This window comes from Azospirillum sp. CT11-132, assembly GCF_047302835.1.
Taxonomy (GTDB): domain Bacteria; phylum Pseudomonadota; class Alphaproteobacteria; order Azospirillales; family Azospirillaceae; genus Azospirillum.
Map to the genome: position 1 here is coordinate 1,808,285 of NZ_JBGLZA010000003.1, position 24,701 is coordinate 1,832,985.

19 protein-coding genes are annotated in these 24,701 nt (G+C 69.1%); 6 read left to right on the plus strand and 13 right to left on the minus strand.

What is annotated here, in order from left to right:
• Positions 1-93 precede the first annotated feature (93 nt).
• Positions 94-1,377, plus strand: a complete 1,284-nt coding sequence (gene tyrS, locus ACCD06_RS14385) for a tyrosine--tRNA ligase (protein WP_413341404.1) — start codon at positions 94-96, stop codon at positions 1,375-1,377.
• Positions 1,378-1,429: 52 nt separating this feature from the next.
• Here the strand turns inward: tyrS and ACCD06_RS14390 are convergent, their stop codons facing one another.
• Together ACCD06_RS14390 and ACCD06_RS14395 are read right to left on the minus strand one after the other, a co-directional pair.
• Positions 1,430-2,740 (minus strand): branched-chain amino acid ABC transporter permease, encoded by a 1,311-nt coding sequence (locus tag ACCD06_RS14390; protein WP_413341406.1) that lies wholly within the window; start codon positions 2,738-2,740, stop codon positions 1,430-1,432.
• 87 nt (positions 2,741-2,827) lie between these two features.
• Positions 2,828-3,847, minus strand: a complete 1,020-nt coding sequence (locus ACCD06_RS14395; protein WP_136704522.1) for an aspartate-semialdehyde dehydrogenase — start codon at positions 3,845-3,847, stop codon at positions 2,828-2,830.
• Between the two features lie 227 nt (positions 3,848-4,074).
• Between ACCD06_RS14395 and ACCD06_RS14400 the strand changes: the two genes are divergently transcribed.
• Positions 4,075-5,685 (plus strand): ABC transporter substrate-binding protein, encoded by a 1,611-nt coding sequence (locus tag ACCD06_RS14400; protein WP_413341408.1) that lies wholly within the window; start codon positions 4,075-4,077, stop codon positions 5,683-5,685.
• Between the two features lie 39 nt (positions 5,686-5,724).
• Here the strand turns inward: ACCD06_RS14400 and ACCD06_RS14405 are convergent, their stop codons facing one another.
• Entirely contained in the window at positions 5,725-6,330 is a 606-nt protein-coding gene (locus ACCD06_RS14405; RefSeq protein ID WP_413341410.1) for a cysteine hydrolase family protein, read from the minus strand.
• Between the two features lie 85 nt (positions 6,331-6,415).
• Between ACCD06_RS14405 and ACCD06_RS14410 the strand changes: the two genes are divergently transcribed.
• On the plus strand, positions 6,416-7,321 hold the full coding sequence (locus tag ACCD06_RS14410) for a LysR family transcriptional regulator (protein ID WP_413341412.1): 906 nt from the start codon (positions 6,416-6,418) through the stop codon (positions 7,319-7,321).
• 24 nt (positions 7,322-7,345) lie between these two features.
• Here ACCD06_RS14410 and ACCD06_RS14415 read toward each other — a convergent pair whose 3' ends face one another.
• From ACCD06_RS14415 to def, 4 genes are all read right to left on the minus strand, one after another.
• Positions 7,346-9,823 carry a PAS domain S-box protein gene (locus ACCD06_RS14415; RefSeq protein ID WP_413341414.1) on the minus strand — a complete coding sequence of 826 codons (2,478 nt, stop codon included), beginning with the start codon at positions 9,821-9,823 and terminating at the stop codon, positions 7,346-7,348.
• Positions 9,824-10,353: 530 nt separating this feature from the next.
• On the minus strand, positions 10,354-11,091 hold the full coding sequence (gene truA / locus ACCD06_RS14420) for a tRNA pseudouridine(38-40) synthase TruA (RefSeq protein WP_109157006.1): 738 nt from the start codon (positions 11,089-11,091) through the stop codon (positions 10,354-10,356).
• Positions 11,092-11,096: 5 nt separating this feature from the next.
• On the minus strand, positions 11,097-12,041 hold the full coding sequence (gene fmt, locus ACCD06_RS14425; RefSeq protein ID WP_109157005.1) for a methionyl-tRNA formyltransferase: 945 nt from the start codon (positions 12,039-12,041) through the stop codon (positions 11,097-11,099).
• A gap of 32 nt (positions 12,042-12,073) precedes the next feature.
• Positions 12,074-12,586 (minus strand): peptide deformylase, encoded by a 513-nt coding sequence (gene def / locus ACCD06_RS14430; RefSeq protein ID WP_109157004.1) that lies wholly within the window; start codon positions 12,584-12,586, stop codon positions 12,074-12,076.
• A 149-nt stretch (positions 12,587-12,735) separates the two neighbouring features.
• Between def and cobS the strand changes: the two genes are divergently transcribed.
• The 3 genes from cobS to ACCD06_RS14445 are packed head-to-tail and all read left to right on the plus strand — an operon-like array spanning position 12,736 to position 14,754.
• On the plus strand, positions 12,736-13,536 hold the full coding sequence (gene cobS, locus ACCD06_RS14435) for an adenosylcobinamide-GDP ribazoletransferase (RefSeq protein ID WP_413341417.1): 801 nt from the start codon (positions 12,736-12,738) through the stop codon (positions 13,534-13,536).
• On the plus strand, positions 13,533-14,177 hold the full coding sequence (locus tag ACCD06_RS14440; protein ID WP_109157002.1) for a histidine phosphatase family protein: 645 nt from the start codon (positions 13,533-13,535) through the stop codon (positions 14,175-14,177). Before cobS ends, ACCD06_RS14440 begins: the two co-directional genes overlap by 4 nt.
• A 52-nt stretch (positions 14,178-14,229) precedes the next feature.
• On the plus strand, positions 14,230-14,754 hold the full coding sequence (locus ACCD06_RS14445; protein WP_109157001.1) for a pyridoxamine 5'-phosphate oxidase family protein: 525 nt from the start codon (positions 14,230-14,232) through the stop codon (positions 14,752-14,754).
• 232 nt (positions 14,755-14,986) lie between these two features.
• Here the strand turns inward: ACCD06_RS14445 and ACCD06_RS14450 are convergent, their stop codons facing one another.
• The 6 genes from ACCD06_RS14450 to ACCD06_RS14475 all read right to left on the minus strand — a co-directional run bounded on the left by ACCD06_RS14450 (position 14,987) and on the right by ACCD06_RS14475 (position 24,542).
• Entirely contained in the window at positions 14,987-15,658 is a 672-nt protein-coding gene (locus ACCD06_RS14450; RefSeq protein WP_247871500.1) for a ChrR family anti-sigma-E factor, read from the minus strand.
• A 10-nt stretch (positions 15,659-15,668) separates the two neighbouring features.
• Complete coding sequence (locus tag ACCD06_RS14455) at positions 15,669-16,244, minus strand: sigma-70 family RNA polymerase sigma factor (protein ID WP_413341420.1); 576 nt, start codon at positions 16,242-16,244, stop codon at positions 15,669-15,671.
• A gap of 250 nt (positions 16,245-16,494) precedes the next feature.
• Complete coding sequence (locus ACCD06_RS14460) at positions 16,495-18,483, minus strand: molybdopterin biosynthesis protein (protein WP_413341422.1); 1,989 nt, start codon at positions 18,481-18,483, stop codon at positions 16,495-16,497.
• A 40-nt stretch (positions 18,484-18,523) separates the two neighbouring features.
• Positions 18,524-19,669 carry a molybdopterin-binding protein gene (locus ACCD06_RS14465; protein ID WP_413341424.1) on the minus strand — a complete coding sequence of 382 codons (1,146 nt, stop codon included), beginning with the start codon at positions 19,667-19,669 and terminating at the stop codon, positions 18,524-18,526.
• Between the two features lie 59 nt (positions 19,670-19,728).
• Positions 19,729-20,619, minus strand: coding sequence for a diguanylate cyclase domain-containing protein (locus ACCD06_RS14470; protein WP_413341426.1), 891 nt, complete (start codon positions 20,617-20,619; stop codon positions 19,729-19,731).
• A gap of 35 nt (positions 20,620-20,654) precedes the next feature.
• The gene (locus tag ACCD06_RS14475) at positions 20,655-24,542 is read right to left on the minus strand and encodes a response regulator (RefSeq protein WP_413341428.1); all 3,888 of its coding nucleotides are present in this window, start codon (positions 24,540-24,542) and stop codon (positions 20,655-20,657) included.
• Positions 24,543-24,701 lie beyond the last annotated feature (159 nt).

Genomic DNA, 24,701 nt, shown 5'->3' on the forward strand with positions numbered 1-24,701 from the left:
GGGGCCGTTCCGTGGTAACAGACCGCGGGAATTCTCCGACCTCTCCCGGCCGGCGGGCCCGCCCTTCATTTCAACGACAGCCGGATTGCGGCCATGACGACGACCACCCCCTCGGCTCCCTCTTCGGAGTTCCTGCGCACCCTTCAGGAGCGCGGGTTCATCCACCAGTGCACCGACCTCGCCACGCTGGACGAGCGTGCGGCGAAGGGACCGATCGTCGCCTATATCGGCTTCGACTGCACCGCCGACAGCTTGCATGTCGGCAGCCTGCTGCCGATCATGATGCTGCGCTGGCTGCAGAAGACCGGCCACAAGCCGATCGTCCTGATGGGCGGCGGCACCACCAAGATCGGCGATCCGTCGGGCAAGGACGAGGCGCGCCAGTTGCTGACCGACGAGGTCATCGGCAACAACATGGCGGGCATCAAGCGCATCTTCGGCCGTTACCTGACCTTCGCCCCTGAAGGAACAATGGGTGGGCCGACCGACGCGGTGATGGCGAACAACGCCGACTGGCTGGACGAGCTGAAATACATCCCGCTCCTGCGCGACATCGGCCGGCATTTCACCATCAACCGGATGATGACCTTCGAATCGGTCAAGCTGCGACTGGAGCGTGAACAGCCGCTGACCTTCCTGGAATTCAACTACATGATCCTCCAGGCCTACGACTTCGTGGAGCTGAAGCGGCGCTACGGCTGCACGCTGCAGATGGGCGGGTCGGACCAGTGGGGCAACATCGTCAACGGCGTCGAACTCGGCCGCCGCACCGACGGGGCGGAGCTGTTCGGCCTGACCACGCCGCTTCTGACCACCTCCTCCGGCGCCAAGATGGGCAAGACGGCGGCGGGTGCGGTGTGGCTGACCGCCGACAAGCTCAGCAGCTATGATTTCTGGCAGTACTGGCGCAACACCGAGGATGCCGACGTCGGCCGCTTCCTGCGCCTCTACACCGAACTGCCGCTGGACGAGGTTGCCCGGCTGGAAAGCCTGCAGGGCGCCGAGATCAACGAGGCCAAGAAGATCCTCGCCAACGAGGTGACCAAGCTCGCCCATGGCGAGGAGGCCGCGCTGGAGGCCGCCGAGACCGCGCGTCGCGCCTTCGAGGAAGGGGCCGCGGCCGAGGGTCTGCCCAGCATCGAGGTCTCCCGTGCCGATCTGGAAGCCGGGCTGCCGGTGGTCGACCTGCTGGTGTCGGCGGGTCTGGCGGCATCGAAGGGCGAGGCCCGGCGCCTCATCAAGGGCGGCGGAGCCAAGCTGAACGACGGGCCGATCGCCGACGAGGCGGCGAAGGCGACGGCGGCGGACCTGAACGCCGACGGCGTGGTCAAGCTCAGCGCCGGCAAGAAGCGGCATGCGCTGGTGAAGGTGGGGTAAGGACGGTCACGGTGCCGGCCGGGGCCTTGAGCCGCCGGCCGCCACCTCCCGCCTAATCGCCCCTGCCCCGCGCCTGCCCCATCAATCCCTGCGGCCGGTAGATCAGGAACAGCGTCAGCAGCCCGAATGCCACGATGTCCTTGTAGGCGAGCGCGAAATAGGCCGACCAGAAGGTCTCCACCAGCCCCAGCAGGGCGCCGCCCAGCATCGCCCCCGGCACCGAGCCGATGCCGCCGACCACCGCCGCGGCCAGCGCCTTGAAGCCGATCAGATAGCCGGTGAAGAAGTTCACCCCGCCGTAATACAGCGCGATCACCGCCCCCGCAGCCGCGGCCAGGCCGCCGCCGATGGCGAAGGTCGCCGCAATCGTCCGGTTGACGTCCACCCCCACCAACTCCGCCGCCGCGATGTCATCGGTGCAGGCGCGATGCGCCCGGCCGAAGGCGGTGCGCTGCATGATTCCCCACAGCGCCGCATAAAGCCCGCCGGTCAGCACCAGGATCGCCAGCTGCGCCGTCAGCGCGGTGACGGTGAAGGCCCCGTCGCTCAACAGGTCGAAGCGCCCGGTCAGCACCGGCGCCGGCCACCAGTCACGCGCGCCGTGCAGCAGCCGCACCCCCTCCTGATAGGCGATGGACAGCCCCACCGCGACGATCAGCGGCGTGTGGCTGCGCACCCCGCGCAGGCGGCGGAAGACCAGCCGGTCCATCGTCCAGCCCTGCACCGCGGTGAAGCCCATCACCAGCACCAGCACGCCCAGCAGGGCCGGCGGCCATGTCGCCCAGCCGGCCATGCCCAGCCCGGCCGCCGCCATCGCCGTCAGCATGGCGCCGAGCATCGTCAGCTCCCCCATCGCCAGATTGATCTGGCCGAGGATGGCGTAGACCAGCGTGTAGCCCAGCGCCAGCAGCCCATAGACGCAGGCGACGGTGGCGGCGTTGATGATTTGCTGGACCAGGAACAGGACGGGCGTCCAGCGCGTCGGCTGCGCCCGCGGAACCTCCACCACCACGCCAACGGCATCGCGCGGCGGCCTGATGCGCAGCCATTGCTGCAGCATGGCGAATCGGATGCCGGTCAGCCAGCCGTTGCGGTCGGTGGCTACCGCGGCCAGGGTGCGCCGCCCCTCCTCCATCGAGGTGCCGGCGAAGCGGCAGGCGATCCAGTGCGCCTGCCCGCCGCTGCGGTAATCGACGCGCAGCACCCGCTTGTCCTCGGCGTATGAGCGGGTGGACAGGTCGGTGACGGGTCCATCGTCGAAGGCCGGGATCAGCTTCCGGCACAGTGCGTCCTGGTCGGCATCGACGCCGCACCCGGTGAGCAGAAGCAGGACGAGGCACAACAGCGGCAGGATGCGAGGCACGGAACCGCCCGGTCAGGTGGGATGGTTCAGCCTACCGACAATTTGGGAGGGTGGGAAGCATCCGCGGTTTGCCCCCCACCCGTCCCCTCACTCCACCATGTAATCACGCACCAGCAGCTCGGCGATCTGCACGGCGTTCAGCGCCGCGCCCTTGCGCAGGTTGTCGGCGACGCACCAGAAGGACAGGCCGTTCTCCACCGTGAAGTCGTCGCGGATGCGGCTGACGAAGACCGGATTGTCGCCGGCGACCTCGACCGGCGTGACATAACCGTCGCTGGTCTGTTGGTCGACCACCGACACGCCGGGGGCGGCGCGCAGGACGATGCGCGCCTCCTCGGCGCTGATCGGCTCCTCCGTCTCGATGTTGATCGACAGGGCATGGCCGATGAAGGTCGGCACGCGGACGCAGGTGGCGGCGACCTTGATCTTGGGATCGAGGATCTTCTTGGTCTCCACCATCATCTTCCACTCTTCCTTGGTGGAGCCATCCTCCATGAAGGCGTCGATCTGGGGGATGACGTTGAAGGCGATCTGCTTGGGGAAGACGCTCTTGGTAATGGGGTCGTTGACGAAGATGGCGCGGGTCTGGGTGAACAGCTCGTCCATCGCCTCCTTGCCGGCGCCCGACACCGACTGGTAGGTCGACACCACGACGCGGCGGATCTTGTAGCGGTCGTGCAGCGGCTTCAGCGCCACCGCCATCTGGATGGTGGAGCAGTTGGGGTTGGCGATGATGCCGCGCTTGCGATAGCCGACCAGCGCCTCCGGGTTCACCTCCGGCACCACCAGCGGCACGTCGGGGTCCATGCGGAAGTGCGAGGTGTTGTCGATCACCATGGCACCGGCGGCGGCGGCGCGCGGCACATGGACGGCCGACACCTTTGCGCCGGGCGAAGACAGCACTATGTCCACGCCATGGAAGTCGAACTTGTTGAGATCCTGGACCTTGAGGATGTCGTCCTCGCCATAGGACACCTCCTGGCCGATCGACTTTTCCGAGGCTAGAGCGATGACCTTGTCGGCCGGGAACTTCCGCTCGGCCAGCGTTTGCAGGATCTCGCGCCCGACATTGCCGGTGGCGCCGATGACCGCGACGGTATAGCCCATGACGGTGGTTTCCTTCTGCCGAATGTCCGCGAATACAAGAATGGTGCCGGGGGGCGATAGGAGCTAGGCGCTTTCCCCACGAATTGCAACCCGTCCCGGCTGGAAACGGCGGCACGGAATTGGGCGGAACGAAAACGGCCAATCTGCCGGATTGACATACCGGGGAAGGCAGCAGGAAGATTCACACTTCAACAGTGCCCGAACGGGCCTCCAGGGAGACTTCACGGATGACCAGCTTCAAGCGCGGCCTTATTGCCCAGACCGTTCTCGGCGCCGCCGCTCTCGCCCTCGTCAGCCTCGCCGGCCCGGCCATCGCCGCCACGCCCAAGGACTCGCTGGTGATGGCGTGGCAGTTCGACGACATCGTCAGCCTCGACCCCGGTGAGATCTTCGAGCTGTCGGGCGCGGAATACAGCGCCCAGGTCTATGACCGCCTGATCCATTTCGACGTCAACGACGTCAGCAAGATCGAGGGCGAGGTTGCCGAAAGCTGGACCGTGTCGCCGGACGGCAAGACCTTCACCTTCAAGATCCGCGACGGCATCAATTTCCATTCCGGCAACCCGCTGACCGCCAACGACGTGGCATGGTCCTTCGCCCGCGCGGTGAAGATGAACAAGGGTCCGGCCTTCATCCTGACCCAGTTCGGCCTGACGCCGGACAATGTCGACCAGATGGTGCGCGCCACCGATCCGAAGACGCTGGTCTTCACCACCGACAAGGCCTATGCCCCCACCTTCGTGCTCTACTGCCTGACCGCCGATGTCGCGTCGGTCATCGATTCCAAGCTGGTGAAGAGCAAGGAGAAGGACGGCGATTTCGGCGCCGGCTGGCTGAAGACCAACTCAGCCGGCTCCGGTCCCTTCATCCTGAAGCAGTGGAAGCCGAGCGAGCTGCTGACCTTCGACGCTAACACGAAATACTGGCGCGGCGCGCCGAAGCTGAAGCGCGTGCTGATCCGCCACATCGCGGAACCGGCGACCCAGCGCCTGCTGCTGGAGAAGGGCGACGTCGACGTCGCGCGCAACCTGAAGCCGGAGCAGTTCGAACCGCTGAAGTCCGGCGACGCCATCCGTCTGGTCCAGGCGCCGAAGGGCACGCTGTGGTATCTCAGCCTGAACCAGAAGGTCCCCGCCCTGGCCAAGCCCGAGGTGCGTGAGGCCTTCAAGTATCTGGTCGATTACGACGGCATGGCCGGCTCCATCATGAACGGCATCGGCGCCGTCCATCAGGCTTTCCTGCCCAAGGGCTTCCTGGGCGCCGTCAACGACAACCCCTACAAGTACGATCCGGCCAAGGCGAAGGAACTGCTGGCGAAGGCCGGCTATCCCGACGGCTTCACCGTCAGCATGGACGTGCGCAACACCAACCCGACCCAGGACATGGCCCAGGCGATCCAGGCCAGCGCCGCCAAGGCCGGCGTGAAGATCGAGATCATTCCCGGCGACGGCAAGCAGGTGCTGACCAAGTTCCGCGCCCGCAACCATGAACTGATGATCCAGCAGTGGGGCGCGGATTACCAGGATCCGAACTCCAACGCCGACACCTTCGCCTCCAACCCCGACAACAGCGACGACGCCAAGTCGAAGCCGCTGGCCTGGCGCAACGCCTGGGACATTCCGGAACTGACCAAGAAGACCGCCGCCGCGGTCGAGGAACGCGACAGCGCCAAGCGCGCCAAGATGTACGAGGAGCTTCAGCGCTCGGTCCTGGCCGACTCGCCCTTCGTCATCATGTTCCAGCAGACGGAGATGGTTGCGGAGCGCAAGAACGTCACCGGCCTCGTCTGGGGGCCGAGCTTCGACACCAACTACTACTGGAAGGCCGACAAGAAGTAAGAATGCGGCGGGGGCGCCGACCGCGCCCCCGTCTCTCGCTCACCCCCAGGCCCGCGCATCCTCAACCACGGTGGCGAGGCTGTCGGACAGGCCGGTCAACACCCCGCGCTGGATGTCGGCCGCCGGCACCACCCCGCCCTTGCCGTCCGGCAGGTCGCGGGTGGCGGTGGCCGACGCCACGACCGTCACCCGCCAGCCATGATCCACCGCCGACCGCGCGGTGCTGCTGACGCAGTTGTGGGTCATGAAGCCGGCGACGATCATCTCCGTCCGCCCGGTATCGCGCGCCACCGTCTGCAGGTCCGTCCCGGCGAAGGCATTGGCGAGTTTCTTGACGATCACCGGCTCGCCGTCGCGCGGGGCGACCGCCGGGACGATCTCCGCCATCGGCCCGGTCGGGTCGAACACCGGCGCGCCCGCCGCAGTGTGATGGACGATGTGGATCACCGGCACGCCGTTGGCGCGGGCAAGGGCCAGCAACTCCGCCGCCTGCTCCACCGCCGCATCGACGCCCGACAGCCGCAGGGCGCCGTCGGTGTATTCGCGCTGCAGATCGATCAGCACAAGCACGGCCTTGTCGAGCGGGCTGGGCGTGCTCGGCGCGCCGACGATCTGGCGCAGGGTCCGGGCGGGAAGGGTCGTCATCGGGAAATGCTCCGCAATCGTTGAGCGTTGATGGAGACCATGCTGCCCCGTTCACCGATGCGCAGCCATCCGCTATCCTTGCACGATGACTGTTCAAAAATTCACAGGCCCGCTCGATTGGGACGATTTGCGCGTCTTCCTGGAACTGGCCCGCGCCGGCAGCCTGTCGGCGGCGGCACGCGGTCTGCGGCTGAGCCACGCCACGGTCGGGCGCCGGCTGGCTGCGTTGGAAGCGACGCTCGGCCGCAGCCTGATGGAGCGCCGCCCCGACGGCTATGTCCTGACGACGGAGGGTGAGAGCGTCCGCGCCCTGGCCGAGGCGATGGACGAGCGGGCGCAGGCGATCCGCCGCCGCGAGGGCGACGACGGCGGCCTCAGCGGCACCGTCCGGCTGACGATGACCCAGGCGCTGGCCGACGTCTTCCTGATCCCCCGCCTGGGGCCGCTGCGTGCGGCAAACCCGGCGCTGAACCTGGAGATCATCGTCGACAACCGCACCCTCAGCCTCGCCCGGCGGGAGGCCGATCTGGCGATCCGGCTGGCCCGGCCGCAGCGCGGCGATCTGGTCGGGCGGCGGCTGGCGACGCTGGGCTATGGGCTCTACGCCGCACCGGACGCGCCCGACACGCTGATCGCCTATGACGAGTCGATGGCCGAACTGCCGGAGGCGCTGTGGCTGGACCGCCATGGCGGCGGCCGGCGCGTCGCCTTCCGCTCCAACAGCGTGCAGGGGCAGCTTGCAGCAGCAGTCGCCGGCTTCGGCACCGCCTTCCTGCCCTGCATGCTGGCGGAAGGCGTGCCGGGGCTGGAGCGCCGCCCGCTGTCCGGCCCACCATTAACCCGCGAGGCCTGGCTGCTGGTCCACCGCGACCGCCGCGAGGTGCCGCGGGTGCGGGCGGTGATCGAGCATCTGGTGACGGTGTTCACCGCGGAGAAAGAGCGGCTGGCGGGGCGCACCGGCTGTCAGCCGCAGCCACCGGGAGCCCCATGACCCCCATCGGTGCACAGACGGGCGTTACTCCACGACGGACAACATCTCCACGACGGCGTTCCGCAGATCGGTGGCCGCGACCGGCTTGTGGAGCAGCGCATGCCCGCCGGCCCGCACCTCGACCAGGCGTTCAGGCGCGGTATCGCCGGTGATGACCGTTGCGGGCACCGGCACATCCAGGCGTTCGCACACCGCCTTGATCGCATTCAGGCCGGTTTCGCCGCTCCGCAGCCGGTAATCGGCGAGGATGGCGTCCGGCCATTTGCCGCTCTCGACAAGCAGGACGGCATCCTGGATGGAACCGGCGGTCAGCACCCGATAGCCCCAGCTCTCCAGCATCGCCTGCAGTCCCTTCCGCACCAGAGGCTCGTCATCGATCACCAGGATCAGGCTGGGATGCCCATTCACTGGATGCCCATTCACAGGGTGCACATTGTTCGGCTTGCCGGAGCCGGACGAAGGCAGAGCCACCACCGGCACCTCGACGCGGAACATCGAGCCGCCCCCCGGCAACGAGCGGAGTTCGATCCGGTGACCGAGCAGCCGGGCGAGGCGTCGTACCACCGCCAATCCCAGCCCCAGGCCCTTGTTGCGGTCGCGCTCCGGATTGCCGACCTGGAAGAACTCCTCGAAGATCTCCTCATGCTTGTCGGGTTGGATGCCGATGCCGGTATCGATCACGTCGATATGCAGGTTGCCGCCCTGCCGCCGGCATCCGATCAGCACACCGCCACGTTCCGTATAGCGCAATGCGTTCTCGATGAGGTTGCGCAGGATGCGCTCCAGCAATGCCGGGTCGCTGCGGATGGTCGCACCGCTGGGGACAACCCGCAGGCGCAGCCCCTTGGCCGCGGCCTGGGGCTGGTATTCGGCGCCAAGCCGCTCCAGGAGCAGCCCGACCGGCATATCCACCGGCGTCGGCACGATCAGTCCGGCATCGAGCCTGGACACGTCGAGCAGGCTGTCGAGCAGCATCCGCAAGCCTCCCATCGCCTCGCCCAGCGGCTTCAGCAGGCGGGAGGCCGGATGTCCGTCGAGCCGCTCCGCCAACGCGCTCTGGAACAGCATCATGGCCTGGACCGGCTGGCGCAGATCATGGCTGGCGGCGGCGAGGAACTTCGACTTGGCGACATTGGCGCGGTCCGCTTCGGCCTTCGACGCGCGCAGGGCATCCTCGGCAGACTTGCGTTCGGTGATGTCGCGGATGATTCCGCTGAAATAGCGCCGCTTGCCGGAGGTCCATTCGGCGATGGCCAGTTCGATCGGGAATGTCGTGCCGTCCTTGCGCCGCCCCATCAGGTCGCGGCCGGTCCCATGGCCCCGCCACTCGGCCGTCGACAGGCAGGCAACGACGTCGACATCGCCCGCGGAGTGGCACGGTTCCGGCATCAGAATTCTGACGGTCCGCCCGATCGCTTCCTCCGCCTGATAGCCGAAGATGCCCTCCGCCGCCGGGTTGAACGACTGGATGATGCCGGCGTCGTCGACGACCACCATGGCGTCCGCCGCGGTCTGGACCATCGCGCGGTGTCGGGCCTCGCTCTCGGCCAAATCCGCTTCGCGCTGCTGGATCAGGCCCGCCGCATTCCGGATCGCTTTGACGACCGCGTCGATCTCCAGAACGCCTCCGGCGTCGGCAGGCGGCAGACGCCCTGCCGCCAATGCTTCCGCAGCCTCGGCCAGTTGCGCCACCGGGCGCATCAGGCGGCGCCCCAATCCAATGGCGGCGGCGATGCCGATCAGGAAGAGGACGAGCCCGCCACCGACGAACAGCAGCAGCGTCTCACGCGCAGGCGCCGCCAACAGCGATTCGGGAACGCTGGTGGCGACCACCCAGCCGGCCGTCGCGGAGCGGCTGTAGGACTGATAGGTGGACACCCCTTCCAGATTGATCGCGCGATGAATCCCCTCCGGCGCGTCGCGCATCCCGGCCCACATATCCGCCGGCAGCGACTGGCCGACGAATCGTTCGGCCTGATGCGAGCGGGCGATGACGGTTCCGTCCTCGTCGACCACCCCAGCCCGCCAGCCGCCGGGAAGGCGCTCGGGAGCGACGATCGTCTGGAGCCGCTCCTGGGTGATGGTCAGGCTCAACAGAAGGCGGACATCCCCGTCACGGATCACCGGCACCACGACGATCAGCAGCGGTGCACGCGTCACACCGCCCATGATCAGGCCGGACACCTGCGGCTTCCGCGTCGCGATCGCCCGCTGGTCGGCGACCAGGCCGGAGTTCGCGGGCAGGGGCGTTCCCCAGGGCACGCGGCTGTTGACGATCTGCTGGTTTGCCAGGTCGCGCAGGACCACGTTGGTGCCGAGGCGGTCCCTCACTGCGGCGGCGCTCCGGTGGAAGGTGGCAAAATCGCCCACCGCCAGACTTTCGGAGGTGGCAAGGACCTCGGCTGCGGCGACGAGCCGCGCCACCTCCCGGTCAATGTCCTCGGCCAGCAGGCGCGCCCTGTCACGGACCAGCCGCTCGGTTTCCCTGACTTGGGCCGTCACGTTCCGAACGAGCAGGAACCCCGAAAAAAGGACGAGGGGCACGGCCACGGCCGTAACCAGCAGGATGAGCCAGGTCCTCAGCCGCCGTGATCGCGGCGGCTGAGGATGGAGCCTACTTGATGGCGGCTGCATCATCCGATCCAGGTCGGCGATCGGACATCGGCGGGGCAAGCGCTTTGCTTGGCGCCACCCCCCAAATCCTTGAGCTTGCGAACTTCAGGTTTGGCAACCGAAAGCAGCAAGACACTGATCCGAGGGTTGCAAAATGACATTCTTGCAGATCTTCCTTCCACATCCGCCTGCAGATGCCGTCACCCCTGGCAAATCATACTCAATCCAAGCCCTCAATTTTCCGGAAAAGCAAAAGCTAATTCTCGGCTATTTTCAGCAAGGACGCCAAGAGGACGCACCTCAAAATCAAAGCGTTTTCAGAAGGATTTCATATATCAGTCCCTGCTCAGTGGGAACAATTTTGCTGCAAATCCTGCGATAGCTTTTTTCAGTATTTCTAGGTCGTAGTTACTATGTCTTTAGTAACGCGCCGCCATGAAATACAGCCCGTCCGGCGGGCAGGTCGGCCCGGCCTTGGCGCGGTCGCGGGCTTCCAGCGCGCGACGCACGTCGGCGGGGGTCCATTTGCCGGCACCGACCAGTTCCAGCGTGCCCACCATGTTGCGGACCTGATGGTGCAGGAAGGAGCGCGCGGCGGCATGGACGCGGATTTCCTCGCCCTGCCGCTCCACATCCAGGCGGTCGAGCGTCTTCACCGGCGACTTCGCCTGACACAGCGCGGCGCGGAAGCTGGTGAAATCATGCTGACCGACCAGCACTTGCGCCGCCGCGTGCATCGCCTCCGCATCCAGCGGGCGGGTGACGTGCCACGCCCGGCCGGCGTCGAGCGCCAGCGGCGCCCGGCGGTTGACGATGCGATAGATATAGGCGCGGCCGGTCGAGGTCAGCCGGGCGTGGAAGTCCTCAGCAACCGCCTCCACCTCCAGCACCGCAATGGGGGCCGGTTTCAGGTGGAAGTTCAGGGCGTCGCGCAGCTTCAGGCCGGTGAAGGGCTTCTCCAGGTCGAAATGGCAGACCTGTCCCAGCGCATGCACACCGGCGTCGGTGCGGCCGGAGCCATGGACGCGCACCACCTCGCCCGACAGGCGCTGCACCGCCTCCTCCAGGCTCTGCTGGACGGAGGGGCCGTTGTCCTGGCGTTGCCAGCCGACGAAGGGGCGGCCGTCATACTCGACAGTCAGTTTCCAGCGCTGCACGGCGGTCAGTCCGCAACAGCTTCGGCGGAGACCGGCTGCCCGACCGCCAGCGCGAAGCCGCGCAGGAAGGCGGCGCCATCCACCGGCGCCTTGCCCGGCCGCTGCACCTTGACCAGCCGCACCGCCCCGTCGGCGCAGGCGACCGTCAGCCGATCGTCCAGCAAGGTGCCGGGCGTGCCGGTGCCGGTCGCGGGTTCTGCCGCCAGCACCTTGATGCGCTCGCCATTCGCGGCATCGAACCAGCAGCCGGGCCACGGCGTCAGCGCCCGGACCTGCCGCTCGACATAAGCGGCGGACTTGGTCCAGTCGAGCCGGCCATCCTCGCGCGTCAACTTGGCGGCGTAGGTGACGCCCTCTTCCGGCTGCGGCACGGCGGCCAGCGTGCCCGCGGCGAGCCCCTTCAGCGCCGGGACGATCATGCGGGCGCCGAGCGCCGCCAGTTCGTCATGCAGGCTGCTGGCGGTGGTGGCGGGGGTGATCGCCACCGCCTCTTTCGACAACATGGCCCCGGTGTCGAGCCCGATGTCCATCTGCATGATGGTGATCCCGGTCTCGGCATCGCCGGCCAGGATGGAGCGCTGGATCGGCGCCGCCCCGCGCCAGCGCGGCAGCAGCGAGCCATGCACGTTGACGCAGCCCAGCCGCGGCGCGTCCAGGATCGGCTGCGGCAGGATCAGGCCATAGGCGGCGACCACCGCCGCATCGGCCTCAAGGGCCGCAAACTCCGCCTGGGCCTCGGCATTGCGCAGGCTCTTGGGCGTGCGGACGGGGATGCCGTGCTCCTCGGCGAAGCGGTGGACGGGTGACTTCTGCACCTGCTGGCCACGGCCGGCCGGGCGCGGCGGCTGGCTGTAGGCGCAGACGACCTGATGCCCCGCCTCGATCAGCGCGGCAAGGCTGGGCACGGCGAAATCCGGCGTGCCCATGAAGACGAGACGGAGCGGGGTCATCGGATCAAATCGCAGTTCTGTTTTTGGGCCGGTCAGGCCGTCGCCTTCTGCATCTTCTGGACCTTCTTCAGCAGAATGTTCCGCTTCAGCATCGACAGGTAATCGACGAACAGAACGCCGTTCAGATGGTCGATCTCATGCTGGATGCAGGTGGCGAGCATGCCGTCGGCCTCGATCTCCTGCTGCTGGTTCTTTTCGTCCAGATAGCGGACGCGGATGCGCTGGGGACGGGTGACCTCGGCATACTGCTCCGGCACCGACAGGCAGCCTTCCTCGCACACCGACTTCTCGTCGGACGACCAGACGATTTCCGGGTTGGCGAGGCGCATCGGGTTCGCCGGTTCGCCCTTCTCGTGGACGTCGACGACGATGACGCGGTCGAGCACGCCGACCTGCGGAGCGGCCAGACCGATGCCGTTGGCGTCGTACATGGTCTCAACCATGTCGTCCATCAGCTTGACGACGCGCGCATCCACTTCGGCGACGGGTTGCGCCTTGCGCTTCAGGATCGGATGCGGGGCGACGAGGATCGGAAGACGGGCCATGGGTGCTCGATGCTGGTAGGGGGAGTTCAAACGGACAAAGTAGGCGGACCGAGTGTTTTGGTCAAGGAACCGGACCTGTACGAACGGTGCGGAACCACCCGCCGAGCAGGGTTGCGCCGGACGCCGGTTGGGCGTAGTCGATGCCGATCATGCGTGACGCGACCACCGCCCCTCCCCCTCCGCCCAGTTGGACCCAGGACGCCGCCCTGGCGCTGGTGTTCCTGACCCGCCTGCCCTTCCCGCCCCTGGGTCCGCTCAACGGCCCGCTGGCCGAGGGCGCGCCGGCGCGGGCGATGGGGTGGTTTCCGCTGGTCGGCGCGCTGGTCGGGCTGGCCGGCGGAGCGGTGTTCGCCGCTGCCGCTGCGCTGCATCTGCCGCCGCTTGCCGGTGCGCTGCTGGCGCTGGCGGCGACGGTGCGGCTGACCGGCGGGCTGCACGAGGATGGTGCAGCCGACGTCGCCGACGGCTTCGGCGGCGGGCGCGACGTGGCGCGCAAGCTGGAGATCATGCGCGACAGCCGGGTCGGCAGCTATGGTGTGCTGGCGCTCATCTTCTCCATCGGCATCCGTGCGGCGGCGCTGGCCGCCCTGCCGGTGCCGGCGGCGGTAGCAGGGCTGGTGGCGGCCGGCGCCCTGTCGCGCTGCGGGCTGGCGGCGATGGCGCGCGTCCTGTCGCCGGCGCGGCGCGACGGGCTGGCGGCGGCACAGGGCCGGCCGGCGATGGCGACGGTGCTGCTGGCGCTCGCGTCCGGTATCGCGATTGCGGCGGCTGCCCTCGGCGGGCTGGCCTTGCCGGCATTGGCGGCCTCGCTTCTGGCGGTGATCGCGGTGGCGATGCTGGGCCGGCGGCAGATCGGCGGGCACACCGGCGACGTCTTCGGCGCCGCGCAGCAGGTGGCGGAGGCCGCGGTGCTGCTGACCCTGTCGGCGTTTATCGGAGCCGTTGCATGAGCGCGGTGAGCCTCACCCCCCTGACCGTCACCCGCTGGTGGCTGATCCGCCATGCGCCGGTCCACAACCCGCACAACGTGATCTGTGGGGCGAGCGACCGCGAGGCCGACACCGGCAACCGTGCCGCCGCGGCGTCCCTCGCGGCCAGCCTCCCCGCCGACGCCCTGTGGCTGACCAGCCCGCTGCGCCGCAGCCGCCAGACCGCCCAGGCGCTGTGGAGCCGCAACCCACGCCTCGCCGACACCGCCGTCGTCGAGCCGGCGCTGGCCGAGCAGGATTTCGGCGAGTGGGAGGGCATCAGCCACGACACTGCGGCCCTTCGCGACGCCGAGGCGGCGGCCCGCTTCTGGCGCAACCCGGCCCGCCACGCCCCACCCGGCGGCGAGAGCTTCGCCACGGTGATGGAGCGCACGGCGGCGGCATTGCGGCGGCTGACCGATCACCATGCCGGACGCGATTTGGTTGCGGTGATTCACGCCGGCAGCATCCGGGGCGCGCTGGCGCTGGCGCTGGATCTCACGCCGGAGGCGGCATTGCGGCTGCGGATCGACCCCTGGTCGCTGACCCGGATCGACCACTACCACGCCGGGACAGGATCCTGGTCTGTCGGGGGAGTGAATCAGCAGGTCGGAACTTTCTGACCGCGGCGGGCGTTCCCCAGTCTCCGTTGGGCTACCGAACGAGAGGCAGACCATGGTCCATAGCACCACCGCCGGCCACAATCCGGACCAGGGCGAAGTGAAGAAGCTCTGGGAAATGATGAAGGGCGTCCAGGTCGCGATGATGACGACGCTGGACGACAACGGCCGGATGAACTCCCGTCCGATGGCGACGCTGTCCCATGCGGGGTTCGAAGACGGAACCTTATGGTTCTTCACCCGCGCCCATTCCGAAAAGGTGGATGAGATCGACCGCCACTGGCGCGTCAATCTCGCCTACGCCAACCCCGACAAGCAGGATTACGTGTCCGTCTCCGGCGTCGCCGAAGTGGTGCGCGACCGTGACAAGATCCGATTCCTGTGGCGCGACATCATGAGCACCTGGTTCCCCAAGGGTCCGGACGACCCCGAGGTGGCGCTGCTGAAGGTGTCGGTCGATCAGGCCGAATACTGGGACAGCCCGTCGAGCACCATGGTCTACGCCTATGGCTATGTGAAGGCGAAGCTGACCGGCCAGTCGCCCAATCCCGGCGACAACGCGAAGATCGCGTTTCAATAAGGCGCGTGCGATGGGCGCTCCGGCGCCCATCAACCCTCAAATCTTATGATTTTCCAGAGGCTCTTATCAGCCGTGATCCCCGCGAAGGCGGGGATCCAGGCGGCTCCGCGTCCAGGCTTCGGCATCGGCTGGATTCCCACCTTCACGGGAATGACGGTCGAGAAGCGGTCACGATGAATCCGGTGCAAAGCGCTTCAAACTTCAGGCGCCTCTCAGCAGCAATCGCAAATTCTCAGAACTTCACGAACCGGTTGAACCACCGCCCCAACGGCCCCGTCAGCCTCAGCCCGCCGATGGTGGTGGCGAGGCACAGGCAGCCTTCCGGGTCCGACACCGGCCGGTGGACCAGCGACGGGTCGCCGATGGCGAGATCGCCGGGCAGAAACGCGCCGAACTCGTCGGAGAAGCCGCCCTCCAGCACCACGGTCAGCTCGATCCCGCCATGGGTGTGCTGCGGTACGCCGACCCCGCCCTTCATGCGGATCAGCCGTGTCGTCCCGTTCGGACCCGACAGCAAATCCATGCAGCGCATGCCCGGCTGAAGGAAACGCCAGCCACCCTCCCCGATCCGCCCGTCGCGGTCGAGCCGCCCGCGCAGATAGCTGCGCAACGGCTCCGGATAGCGCGACTTCTCAGGCGACGGCTTTACCGCCGGGCGGCAGGGCGCCGGCCGCTCGTGGTCCAGGCGGGCCATCAGCGCTTCCAGGCAGCCGTCGGACAGCGGTTCCGGCTCCAGATCGTCCAGCAGGGCGCCGCCGATCGCCTCCATCTCCGCCACCGCGTGGCGGCAAGCCGGGCAGAAGGCCATATGGGTGGCGACGGCCAGCGAGGCGCCTTCACAAAGGGCGCCGCCGGCATAGTCGATCAGCAGGGTGTCGCCGGGGTGGTGGCTCGGCCGGTTCATCGGAAATGCCTCATCCGACATCCTTCAGCGACCGGCGCAGGCGTTCCATCGCCAGACGCAGGCGCGATTTGACGGTGCCGAGCGGGATGCCGTTCTCCGCGGAAATGACGCTGTGCGGCTTGTCTTCGAAATAAGCCATGCGCAGAAGCTCGGCCTGTTCCGGCGGCAGGTCCTTCAGCGCGGCGCGCAGGCGCCCGCTGCTTTCCTTCGCCTCGATCCGGCGGTCGGCGGCCTCGTCGGGTTCGGGCACCAGGGCGGGATCGTCGGGGTCGATCTCCGGCCGCTGTTCGCGGCGCAACACATCGATTCGCTTGTTGCGGGCGATGGTGAACACCCAGGTGCCGGCCGAGGCGTGACTCGGATCGTAGGTTTCGGCACGACGCCAGACCAACAGCATGACCTCCTGAACAAGCTCTTCCGCCGCACCGGAATCGCATCCCAACCGGCGCAGATACGTCTTCAGCCGCGGCGCGAAGTGGCCGAACAGCACCCCGAACGCCTGTTTGTCCCGCTCGCGCCCGACGGCGACGAGCAGGGCTTCCAGGCTGGGGGCCGTGTCGGCCGCGGGGGTGTGCTGGTCCTGCATGGTCCCATTCAAGGGGAACATCGGCCGCCGCACAAGCCAGGGATGGCATCCATTCCCGGAATTCGCGGCAGCGCCCCCCTTTTTCAAGGCCGCTGCGTCAATCCTGCACTTTGCCCTGCACCCCACCGGCAGTCTCGCCGGGCTTTATGTCGCATCGTGACCTTCGGTACGCAACCGCCCGACCGTTGGATCACGAAAAAACCCGACCTGGGGCATTTTGTTCGGATTTGCCGGACGATCTGATCAGACTCTATCGCATGAACCCCATGGCGCGCAGGGCCTCCGCCACCTCCGGCGTCTCCAGCGCCTCGACGAAACGGCGGACGGCCGGGCGGTCGCGGCGGGCGGCGGGAATGACGAAGTCGTAATGCTCCTCCTGCAGCGGCAGGAAGCCCAGCCCATAGAGGTTCGCCGCGGTTTCGATGGCGACGCCCCAGTCGGCGCGGTTCTGCGCCACCGCGACGGCAACGGCATTGTGCGACTTGGCCTGCGTCCAGTAGCCGGTCGGCCGCGCCGGCCCCAGCAGCCGGTCGGTCAGGATGCGGGTGCCGCTGCCGGCATTGCGGTTGATCAGGATGCAGTCGGCCAGACCGGCGACCGCGGCCACCGCCTCCGCCGCCGTCCTGCCCTCGAACCGCGGGTCGCCGCGGCGGAAGACGATGCCCTGCATGCGGCGGTAGCCGGTGACGAGGTCCAGCCCCGGCGCCAGGAAGGGCGTGTTGTAGGCGCCGGTGGCCGGGTCCATCAGATGGACCGGGGCGATGTCGCACTCCCCCCGCCGCGCCGCCGCAAGCCCGCCCATCGAGCCGACATTCAGCGCCTTGACCGTCATTCCCTCGCCGATCAGCCGGCCGAGCACGGCGTTCAGCCCGATGCACTGGCTGCCGACCACGATCAGGTCGGCGGGAGCCAGCGAGCGGCCGAGCAGTTGGACCGACACCGGCGTGCCGGCCTCCACCGCCTCCGCCTGGGCGTCGATGGCCAGGAAGCCGTCGGCATGGCTGAAGGCGGTGACCGCGCCCGATCCCTTGGACAGCGGATAGGCGACCAGCTCGTCCTCGTTGGCGCCCCCACCGGCCCCATGGACCAGCGAGACCATGACATATTCCGTGCGCCCGCGTTCCGACCCCAGCCGCACCGGCAGGGTGGCCGGCACCTCTTCGGCAAGCGCCGGCGGCAGGCCGGCCATGGCGCGGATCACCGGCGCCACGAAGCTGTGGAAGGTGAACATGGCCGAGGTCGGGAAGCCCGGCAGGATCACCACCGGCTTGCCGCCGGTCACCGCGAGGCACAGCGGCTTGCCCGGCTTCAGCGCCACGCCATGGGCGACGATGCCGGGATCGGACAGCTGCGCGACGATGCGGTGGGAGCGGTCTCCCGCCCCCTTAGACGTGCCGCCCGACAGCAGCAGCGCGTCGCACTCCAGCCCCTGGGCGACCAGCCGTTCCAGCGCCGCGTCCTCGTCCGGGGCGATGCCCAGCGGCACCGGCTCGCCGCCCAGTTCGGAAACCGCGGCGGCCAGGATGGCGCCGTTGCTGTCATAGACCGCCCCGGTGCGGATCGGCTGGCCCGGCGCCACGATCTCGTCGCCGGTCGACAGGATGGCGACGCGCGGCCGGCGCACCACCGGCACCTCGGCCAGTCCGATGGCGGCCAGCACGCCGATCTCGCGCGAGGTGAGCGACTGGCCCCGGCGCAGCACCACCTCGCCCCGGCCGATGTCGGAGCCGGCGGCGGCGACGAAGGCGCCGGGGGTCGCCGGGCGGGTCAGCGTGACGAACAGGCCGTCGGGCCGCTCCACCGCCTCGGTCGTCTCCACCATCACCACGGCGTCGGCGCCCCGCGGCAGCATGCCGCCGGTGGCGATCACGGTGGCGGTGCCGGGCTCCACCGTCAGTTCGGGGGCATGGCCGGCCGCCAGCACCTCGTCGTTCAGGCGCAGGGCGACCGGACGATCCTCCGCCGCGCCCACCGTGTCGGCAGCGCGCACGGCGAAGCCGTCGACCACCGAGCGGTCGAAGCCGGGCACGTCCACCTCCGCCACCACGTCGGCGGACAGCACGCGGCCGAGAGCTGCGGACAGCGGCACCCGCTCCTCCCCCCGCGGCGACAGGTCGAGGTGGCGGTGGAAACGGGCACGCGCCTCCTCCCCGCTGACCACCTCCAGGAACTGGTCCTGGCGGGCGGCCTGGGCGACGAAACGGCGGATGTCCTCACGGCTGCGGTCGGAGCTGTGCACGCGGCAAACCCTTACGGAAGAAGATCAGGGCGGAAGAAGATCAGGCGAAACGATACATAATGACTGCAGCGCCGTCCGGCACGCCTTCGCTGTCCGCCCCGATCAGGACGAAGCCGTCGGCCCGCGCCGCCGCCGCCAGTCCCGGCCAGCCGGGCGAGGCCACCGGCTCCACCCTGCCGTCATCGTCCAGCCGCACCCGGTGCAGGTCGAAGCTGCCGATCTCCGACACCAGCTTGCGCGCAGTCACCGCCTCGACCGTCGCATGGGGCAGAACGGCCGGCAAGCCGGCGGCACGCCGCACCGCGCGTCCGGCCAGCAGCTCATAGGCCGCCAGCGCCGCCATCGGCTCGCCCGGCAGCAGCAGGACCGGGACGCCGCCCCCAAGCCCGCCGCCAAGCCCGAGCCCGGCGCTGCCGCCCGGCCGCATGGCAATGCCGTGCAGGTCGAGGCTGCCGGCCTGCGCCAGGGCGGATGGCGCCACGTCGTCGGGACCGGTGCCTGTGCGTCCGGCCGACAGGATCAGGTCGGCGCCCGGCCGGGCGAAGGCCTCGGCCAGGGCGTCGAGGTCGGCCGGCAGTTCCTCGACCGCCACAACCACACCGCCGTCGCGCCCGACCAGCGCCGCCAGCATCGCGCCGAGCTGCTCCGGGGCGCCGGCCTTGGGTCCGCCGGCAATCAGGATGCGCACTTGCGGCGCCGGCAGGACCGCCACCATTCCATGACCGGCCCCATGGCCGGCCCCATGACCGATGGCGGCGAGCAGGCCGAGATCGCCGGCACGCAGGCGCCGTCCGGCCGGCAGCAGCGGACTTCCGGCCACGGTCCAGGCGCCGCGCCGCTCCACCCCGCTGCCGGGCGCCACCGCGTCGATCGCCTCGATGAAGGGGCCGACGGCCTGCGCCGCCTCGAACGGGATCACCGCGTCGCAGCCCGGCGGCAGCGGATCGCCGGCGCTCACCGCCACTGCAGCCGTCAGCGGCACCGGGTTGTAGGAGCCGGCCCCCAGCGTGTCGGCCGCCGCCACGGCAAAGCCATCCACCGCCGCCCGGTCGGCCGGCGGCCAGTCGCCCGTCGCCGCGACCGCATCGGCCAGCCGCAGCCCGGCACACTCCGCCAGGGGCAGAGTCCTTGCAGGCGGCGGGGCAACCCGGGCATCGACCCAATCCCAGGCGTCCGTCAGCGGCACGCGGCGGGCGAAACCGCGACCGCGGACGTCATGGAAAGGCGATGAAGGAGGCGGGGCGGTCACAGCGCCGGCACCGTGCCGTCCTGCACGCGATTCCGGCCGGTGCGCTTGGCGCGGTAGAGCAGCTGGTCGGCCATCTCCGCCAGCTCTTCAGGGCTGCTCTCGGCGGACGGGATCACGGTGGCGACGCCCAGGCTGATGGTGACGAAGGGGGCGACCGGCGACTGCGCATGCGGGATGCGGCGCTCGGCGACGCCGGCCCGGAATCCCTCGGCCACGCGGGTGGCACCGGGGCCGTCCGTCTCCGGCAGCAGGCAGACGAACTCCTCCCCACCATAGCGGGCGACAAGGTCGCTCGGCCGCCTTGCCCGCTCCGCCAGCACCTCGGCCACGATGCGCAGACATTCGTCGCCGGCCTGATGGCCGTACTGATCGTTGTAGGCCTTGAAATGGTCGACATCGAGGATGACGAGCGACAGCGGCAGGTGCGACCGGGCGCAGCGCCGCCATTCGCGCGCCATCGCCTCGTCGAAGCGGCGGCGGTTGGCGATGCCGGTCAACCCGTCGAGGAAGGACAGGCTGCGCAGCAGGTCGGTCTGCCGTTTCAGCAGCAGGTGGTTGCGCACCCGCGCCTTCACGATGGGCGGGCTGATCGGCTTGGTGATGAAGTCGATGGCGCCAACCTCCAGCCCGCGCGTCTCGTCCTCCACCTCGCTCTTGGCGGAGATGAAGATGACGGGGATATCGTGGGTGGTGGGATCGTCCTTGATGCGGCGGCACACCTCGAACCCGTCCATCCCCGGCATCATGATGTCCAGCAGGACGAGGTCGGGCATCCGCGACTGGACCAGATCCAGCGCCTTTTCGCCGTCGGTGGCGAAATAGATGTCGTAATCATCCTTCAGGATGCGACTGAGCACATGGACGTTGGACGGGATGTCGTCAACCACCAGTATCTTAGGGCGGGGATCGGCCATGGGCGCGTTCAGACCGTCGGTAACGAAAGGCCGAGGTCGCGTGCGATCCGCTGCACAATCCCAAGTGCCTTGGTGAAGTCCAGAGCGTCGATGGCGGCGGACAGCCCCTTCATCGTCGAAGGCTCGACCCAGTCCGTCAGCAACGGCGCCAGCATAGCGAACTCTTCCGCCGCTGCGAAGTTGCTGTCCTGCAACAAAGTTGCGAATTGCGGGAGTTGCCCGGCCAGAAGCCGCCGGCTTTCCGCCGACCGGGCGGGCGTGGCCGGTTCTCCCGTCCCTCCGTCCGCCGCCTCTCCGCCGACGCCCTCCGCCGCGAGGCGGCGTGCGCTGTCCAGCACCAGCGCCAGTTCGGCGCGCAACACCGGCACCTCGGCCGCCACCGCCGCGGCGTCCCCGCGCTGGGCCGCGATCTGCACCGCATCGGCGGACTCCGACAGGCGGCGGGCACCGACGTTGCCGGCGACGCTCTTCAATTCATGCGCGATGGATTTCGCCGCCGACAGGTCGCCGCCCTCAAGCGCCCCGGCGATCCGTTCGACGACATCGCCATAGCTCCCGGCGAACTGGCCGATGAAGCGGCGGAACAGGCCGGCGTCGCCGTCCAGCCGGTTGAGCGCGTCGGCAAGGTCGATGCCCGGCAGCTCATCGGGCAGATTGGTCCCTTGGCCGGCCCCTTGTCCGGTCGGGCGGCCGGCCGGCGCGGGCGACGCGGCGGCGATGCCCGATGCGGAAGCGCCGGCAGCCGTCAGCATGGCTTCCCCCCGGGGCGGGATCGGCCCGGCACCGCAGGGCGTGGAGGGCCGGACCGCCACCAGCGGCGGGCCGATCCAGCGGGCCAGCGTGGCGAACAGCTGCGGCAGGTCGAGCGGCTTCGGCACATGGGCGTCCATTCCATTGTCGAGGCAGCGCTGCCGATCGGCCGGCAGGGCGCTCGCGGTCATGGCGATGATCGGCAGTTGCCGTCCGCCCGGCAGCGCACGAATCGCCGCCGTGGCCGCGAAGCCGTCCATGTCCGGCATCTGCACGTCCAGCAGCACGGCGTCGAAGGGCTGCTCCGCGCTCCGCACGGACTCCACCGCCTGCCGTCCGGTGCCGGCCGTGGTGACGCTCGCCCCGGCGCGTTCGAGGATCTCCCGCGCCACCTGCCGGCTGATGGCGTTGTCGTCGGCCAGCAGCAGGCGGCGGCCATGCAGCGCCCGGCTGGCATCCCAGACCGGCCCCCACAGGCCGCCGCCCGGCGATCCGGCACTCTGTTCCCCGGCAGGCGCCGGGACCGGGACCGGCAGGCGGAGACCGGCGTCGGACTGGCCACTTTGGGCATAGGCGACCGTGACGGCGTCGAGCAGGGTGGAGGCGGTGACCGGCTTCACCAGGAAACCGGAGATTCCGGCCTCCTCGAACCGGCTGCCCAGCCGCTCGCGGCCATAGCCGCTGATGACGATGATCATCGGCGTGCCGGACTCGGCGTCGGCGCGGATGCGGCGCGCCGCCTCGATGCCGTCCATCCCCGGCATCTTCCAGTCCATCAGCACCACGTCATAGGCATGGCCGGCGGCGGCGGCGCGCTCCAGTTCGGCGATGGCGGACTGCCCGTCGCAGCAGGCGCTGACGGTCCAGCCGAAGGCGGTGGCGATCTCGCCCAGCACTTCGCGCGCGGTGGGGTTGTCGTCGACCACCAGCACCGCCAGGTCGCGCGGCACCGGCCGCAACGGCAGGACGGGCCGTCCCGCCGCGCCGCGCTGGAGGCCGAATTCCGCCTGGAAGCGGAAGACGCTGCCCTTGCCGGGTTCGCTCTCCACATCCATGGCGCCGTTCATCAGCCGGACCAGCCGCGCGCAGATCGCCAGCCCCAGACCGGTGCCGCCGAAGCGCCGCGTGGTGGAGCTGTCGCCCTGGCTGAAGGCCTGGAACAGCCGCTCGCGCTGCTCCGGCGCGATGCCGATGCCGGTGTCGCGCACGGCGAAGTCCAGCACGGCGCGCGCGTCGCTCAGCGACCGCACCCGGACCGACACCACCACCTCGCCGGCCTCGGTAAACTTGATGGCGTTGCCGGTCAGGTTGATCAGGATTTGCTGAAGGCGCAGCGGATCGCCGATCAGATCCAGCGGCACGTCCGGCGCCACGGAGAACAGGACGTCGATGTCCTTCTCCTGCGCGGCCGACCCGACGATCACCGCCAGCGTCTGCAAGAGGTCGTCCAGGCGGAAATCGACCCGCTCAAGCTCCAGCTTGCCGGCCTCCACCTTGGAGAAGTCGAGGATGTCGTTCAGGATGCCCAGCAGCGATTGCGCCGAAACCCGCACCTTCTGCACATAGTCCGCCTGCCGGGCGGTCAGCTCCGTCTGCTGCAGCAGGTGGATCAGCCCGAGGATCGCGTTCATCGGCGTGCGGATCTCGTGGCTCATGTTGGCCAGGAACTCGCTCTTGGCGCGGCTCGCCGCCTCCGCCGCCAGACGGGCGCGCTGCATCGCCGCCTCCGCCCGCTTGCGCTCGGCGATCTCGTGGAAGACCACCACGGCACCTTCCACCTTGCCGTCGGCCAGCATGGGCGAGGCGGTGTATTCGACCAGGAACGGCGTGCCGGCCTTGGTCCAATAGGTGTCCTCCAGTCCGCGGCGGCTCTCCCCGCTCAGCAGCACCTCGGTCACCGGGCATTCCAGCGCCGGGAAATGGCTGCCGTCGGCGCGGCGGGAATGGATCAGCGCATGTAGATTGCCGCCCAGCAGCTCCTCGTTGGCATAGCCGGTCAGCGCGGAGGTGGCAGGATTGGCGAAGGTGATCAGCCCGTCGCGGTCGACGCCGCAGATGCTGTCGGACGCCGAATGCAGGATCAGGTTCAGCCGGCGGTTGGCGCTGGCGAAGGCCTCGTTGGCGGTCTCCAGCTCGCGCTTCTTGGCGTCCAGCTCGGCGTTGGTATCGGCCAGTTCCCGGCGGCCGGCGACCTCGCGCTCCAGGCTGCGCAGCGCGGCATAGGCCAGCCCGGCGCAGGCCAGCACCGCCAGCCCGACCAGGATGCTGCCGCGGACCGTCCGCTCCCGCCAGGGCGCCAGCTCCGTCCGCTCCGACAAGGCGACGAAGACGACCAACGGCAGGGTCGGCACCCGCTGGTAGGACAGGATGCGCCGGCCCGCCGGCCCGTCCACCTCGAAGACCTCGGTCGCGGCCTCCGCCGCGTGGCGCAGCACCGTCGGCCCTTCCGGCCCATCCAGCGGTTCGGTGGAGGGGAAACGCAGCACCGGCTTGCCGTCTGTGCGGTAGAGTGCGATCGCCGATCCGTGGCCGAGATCCAGCCCCTCGAACAGCATCCGATAGTAATCGATCTCGATGTTGGCGTGGATGACGCCCAGGAATCGGCCGTCCTGCAGGATGGACCGGCTGACGGTGAAGGACTGGGCACCGGTCAGGCGGCCGGTGATCCGCTCACCGACATGGAAATCGGCACCGTTCCGGTGGGCCTGGAAATAGGTGCGGTTGGACGCGTTGCCGGTCGGCGCCGGGAACTGGCGGCTGGACAGGATGTTGTCGCCGGTCGGGCCATGCACCCACAGCGCCGCGATCTCCGGCAGGTTCTCCACCATGTCGCGGATGGTGATCCAGGCCTCGCGGTTGGTGTCCAGGCCGGCCATGCCGTGGTGATGGATCAGATCCTGCGTACGGCCGATGGCGAGGTCGGCGGTTGCGACCGTTCGCCGCACATGCTCCTGCAGCAGGCGGGCGGTGGATTGGGCCTGCTCCCGGCTGTGGCGCAGGGTCTCTTCCCGGTCGGCCCAGACGACATAGCCCCAGAAGCCGGCGCCCATCAGCGCGATCAGGGCGAAGGCGGCGGCCAGCAGCAGGCGGGTCCGCGTGGGCGATAGCGTCAGAACCGCAGCGTCGATCCCGTGTCTGTCCATCATTGCCGAATCATCGCCGCCCGCCGGCCCTTCCGCCTAGATCGGTCGGAGTATGGTCTTGCGCCGGCTGCGACCGCAAGCAACTTGATGGGTGCAACGATGGCGTTGGCGACACCCGGCGCTTGCGGGGGACCCCTCCGGTACAGCCTCCCTTGCACCGCC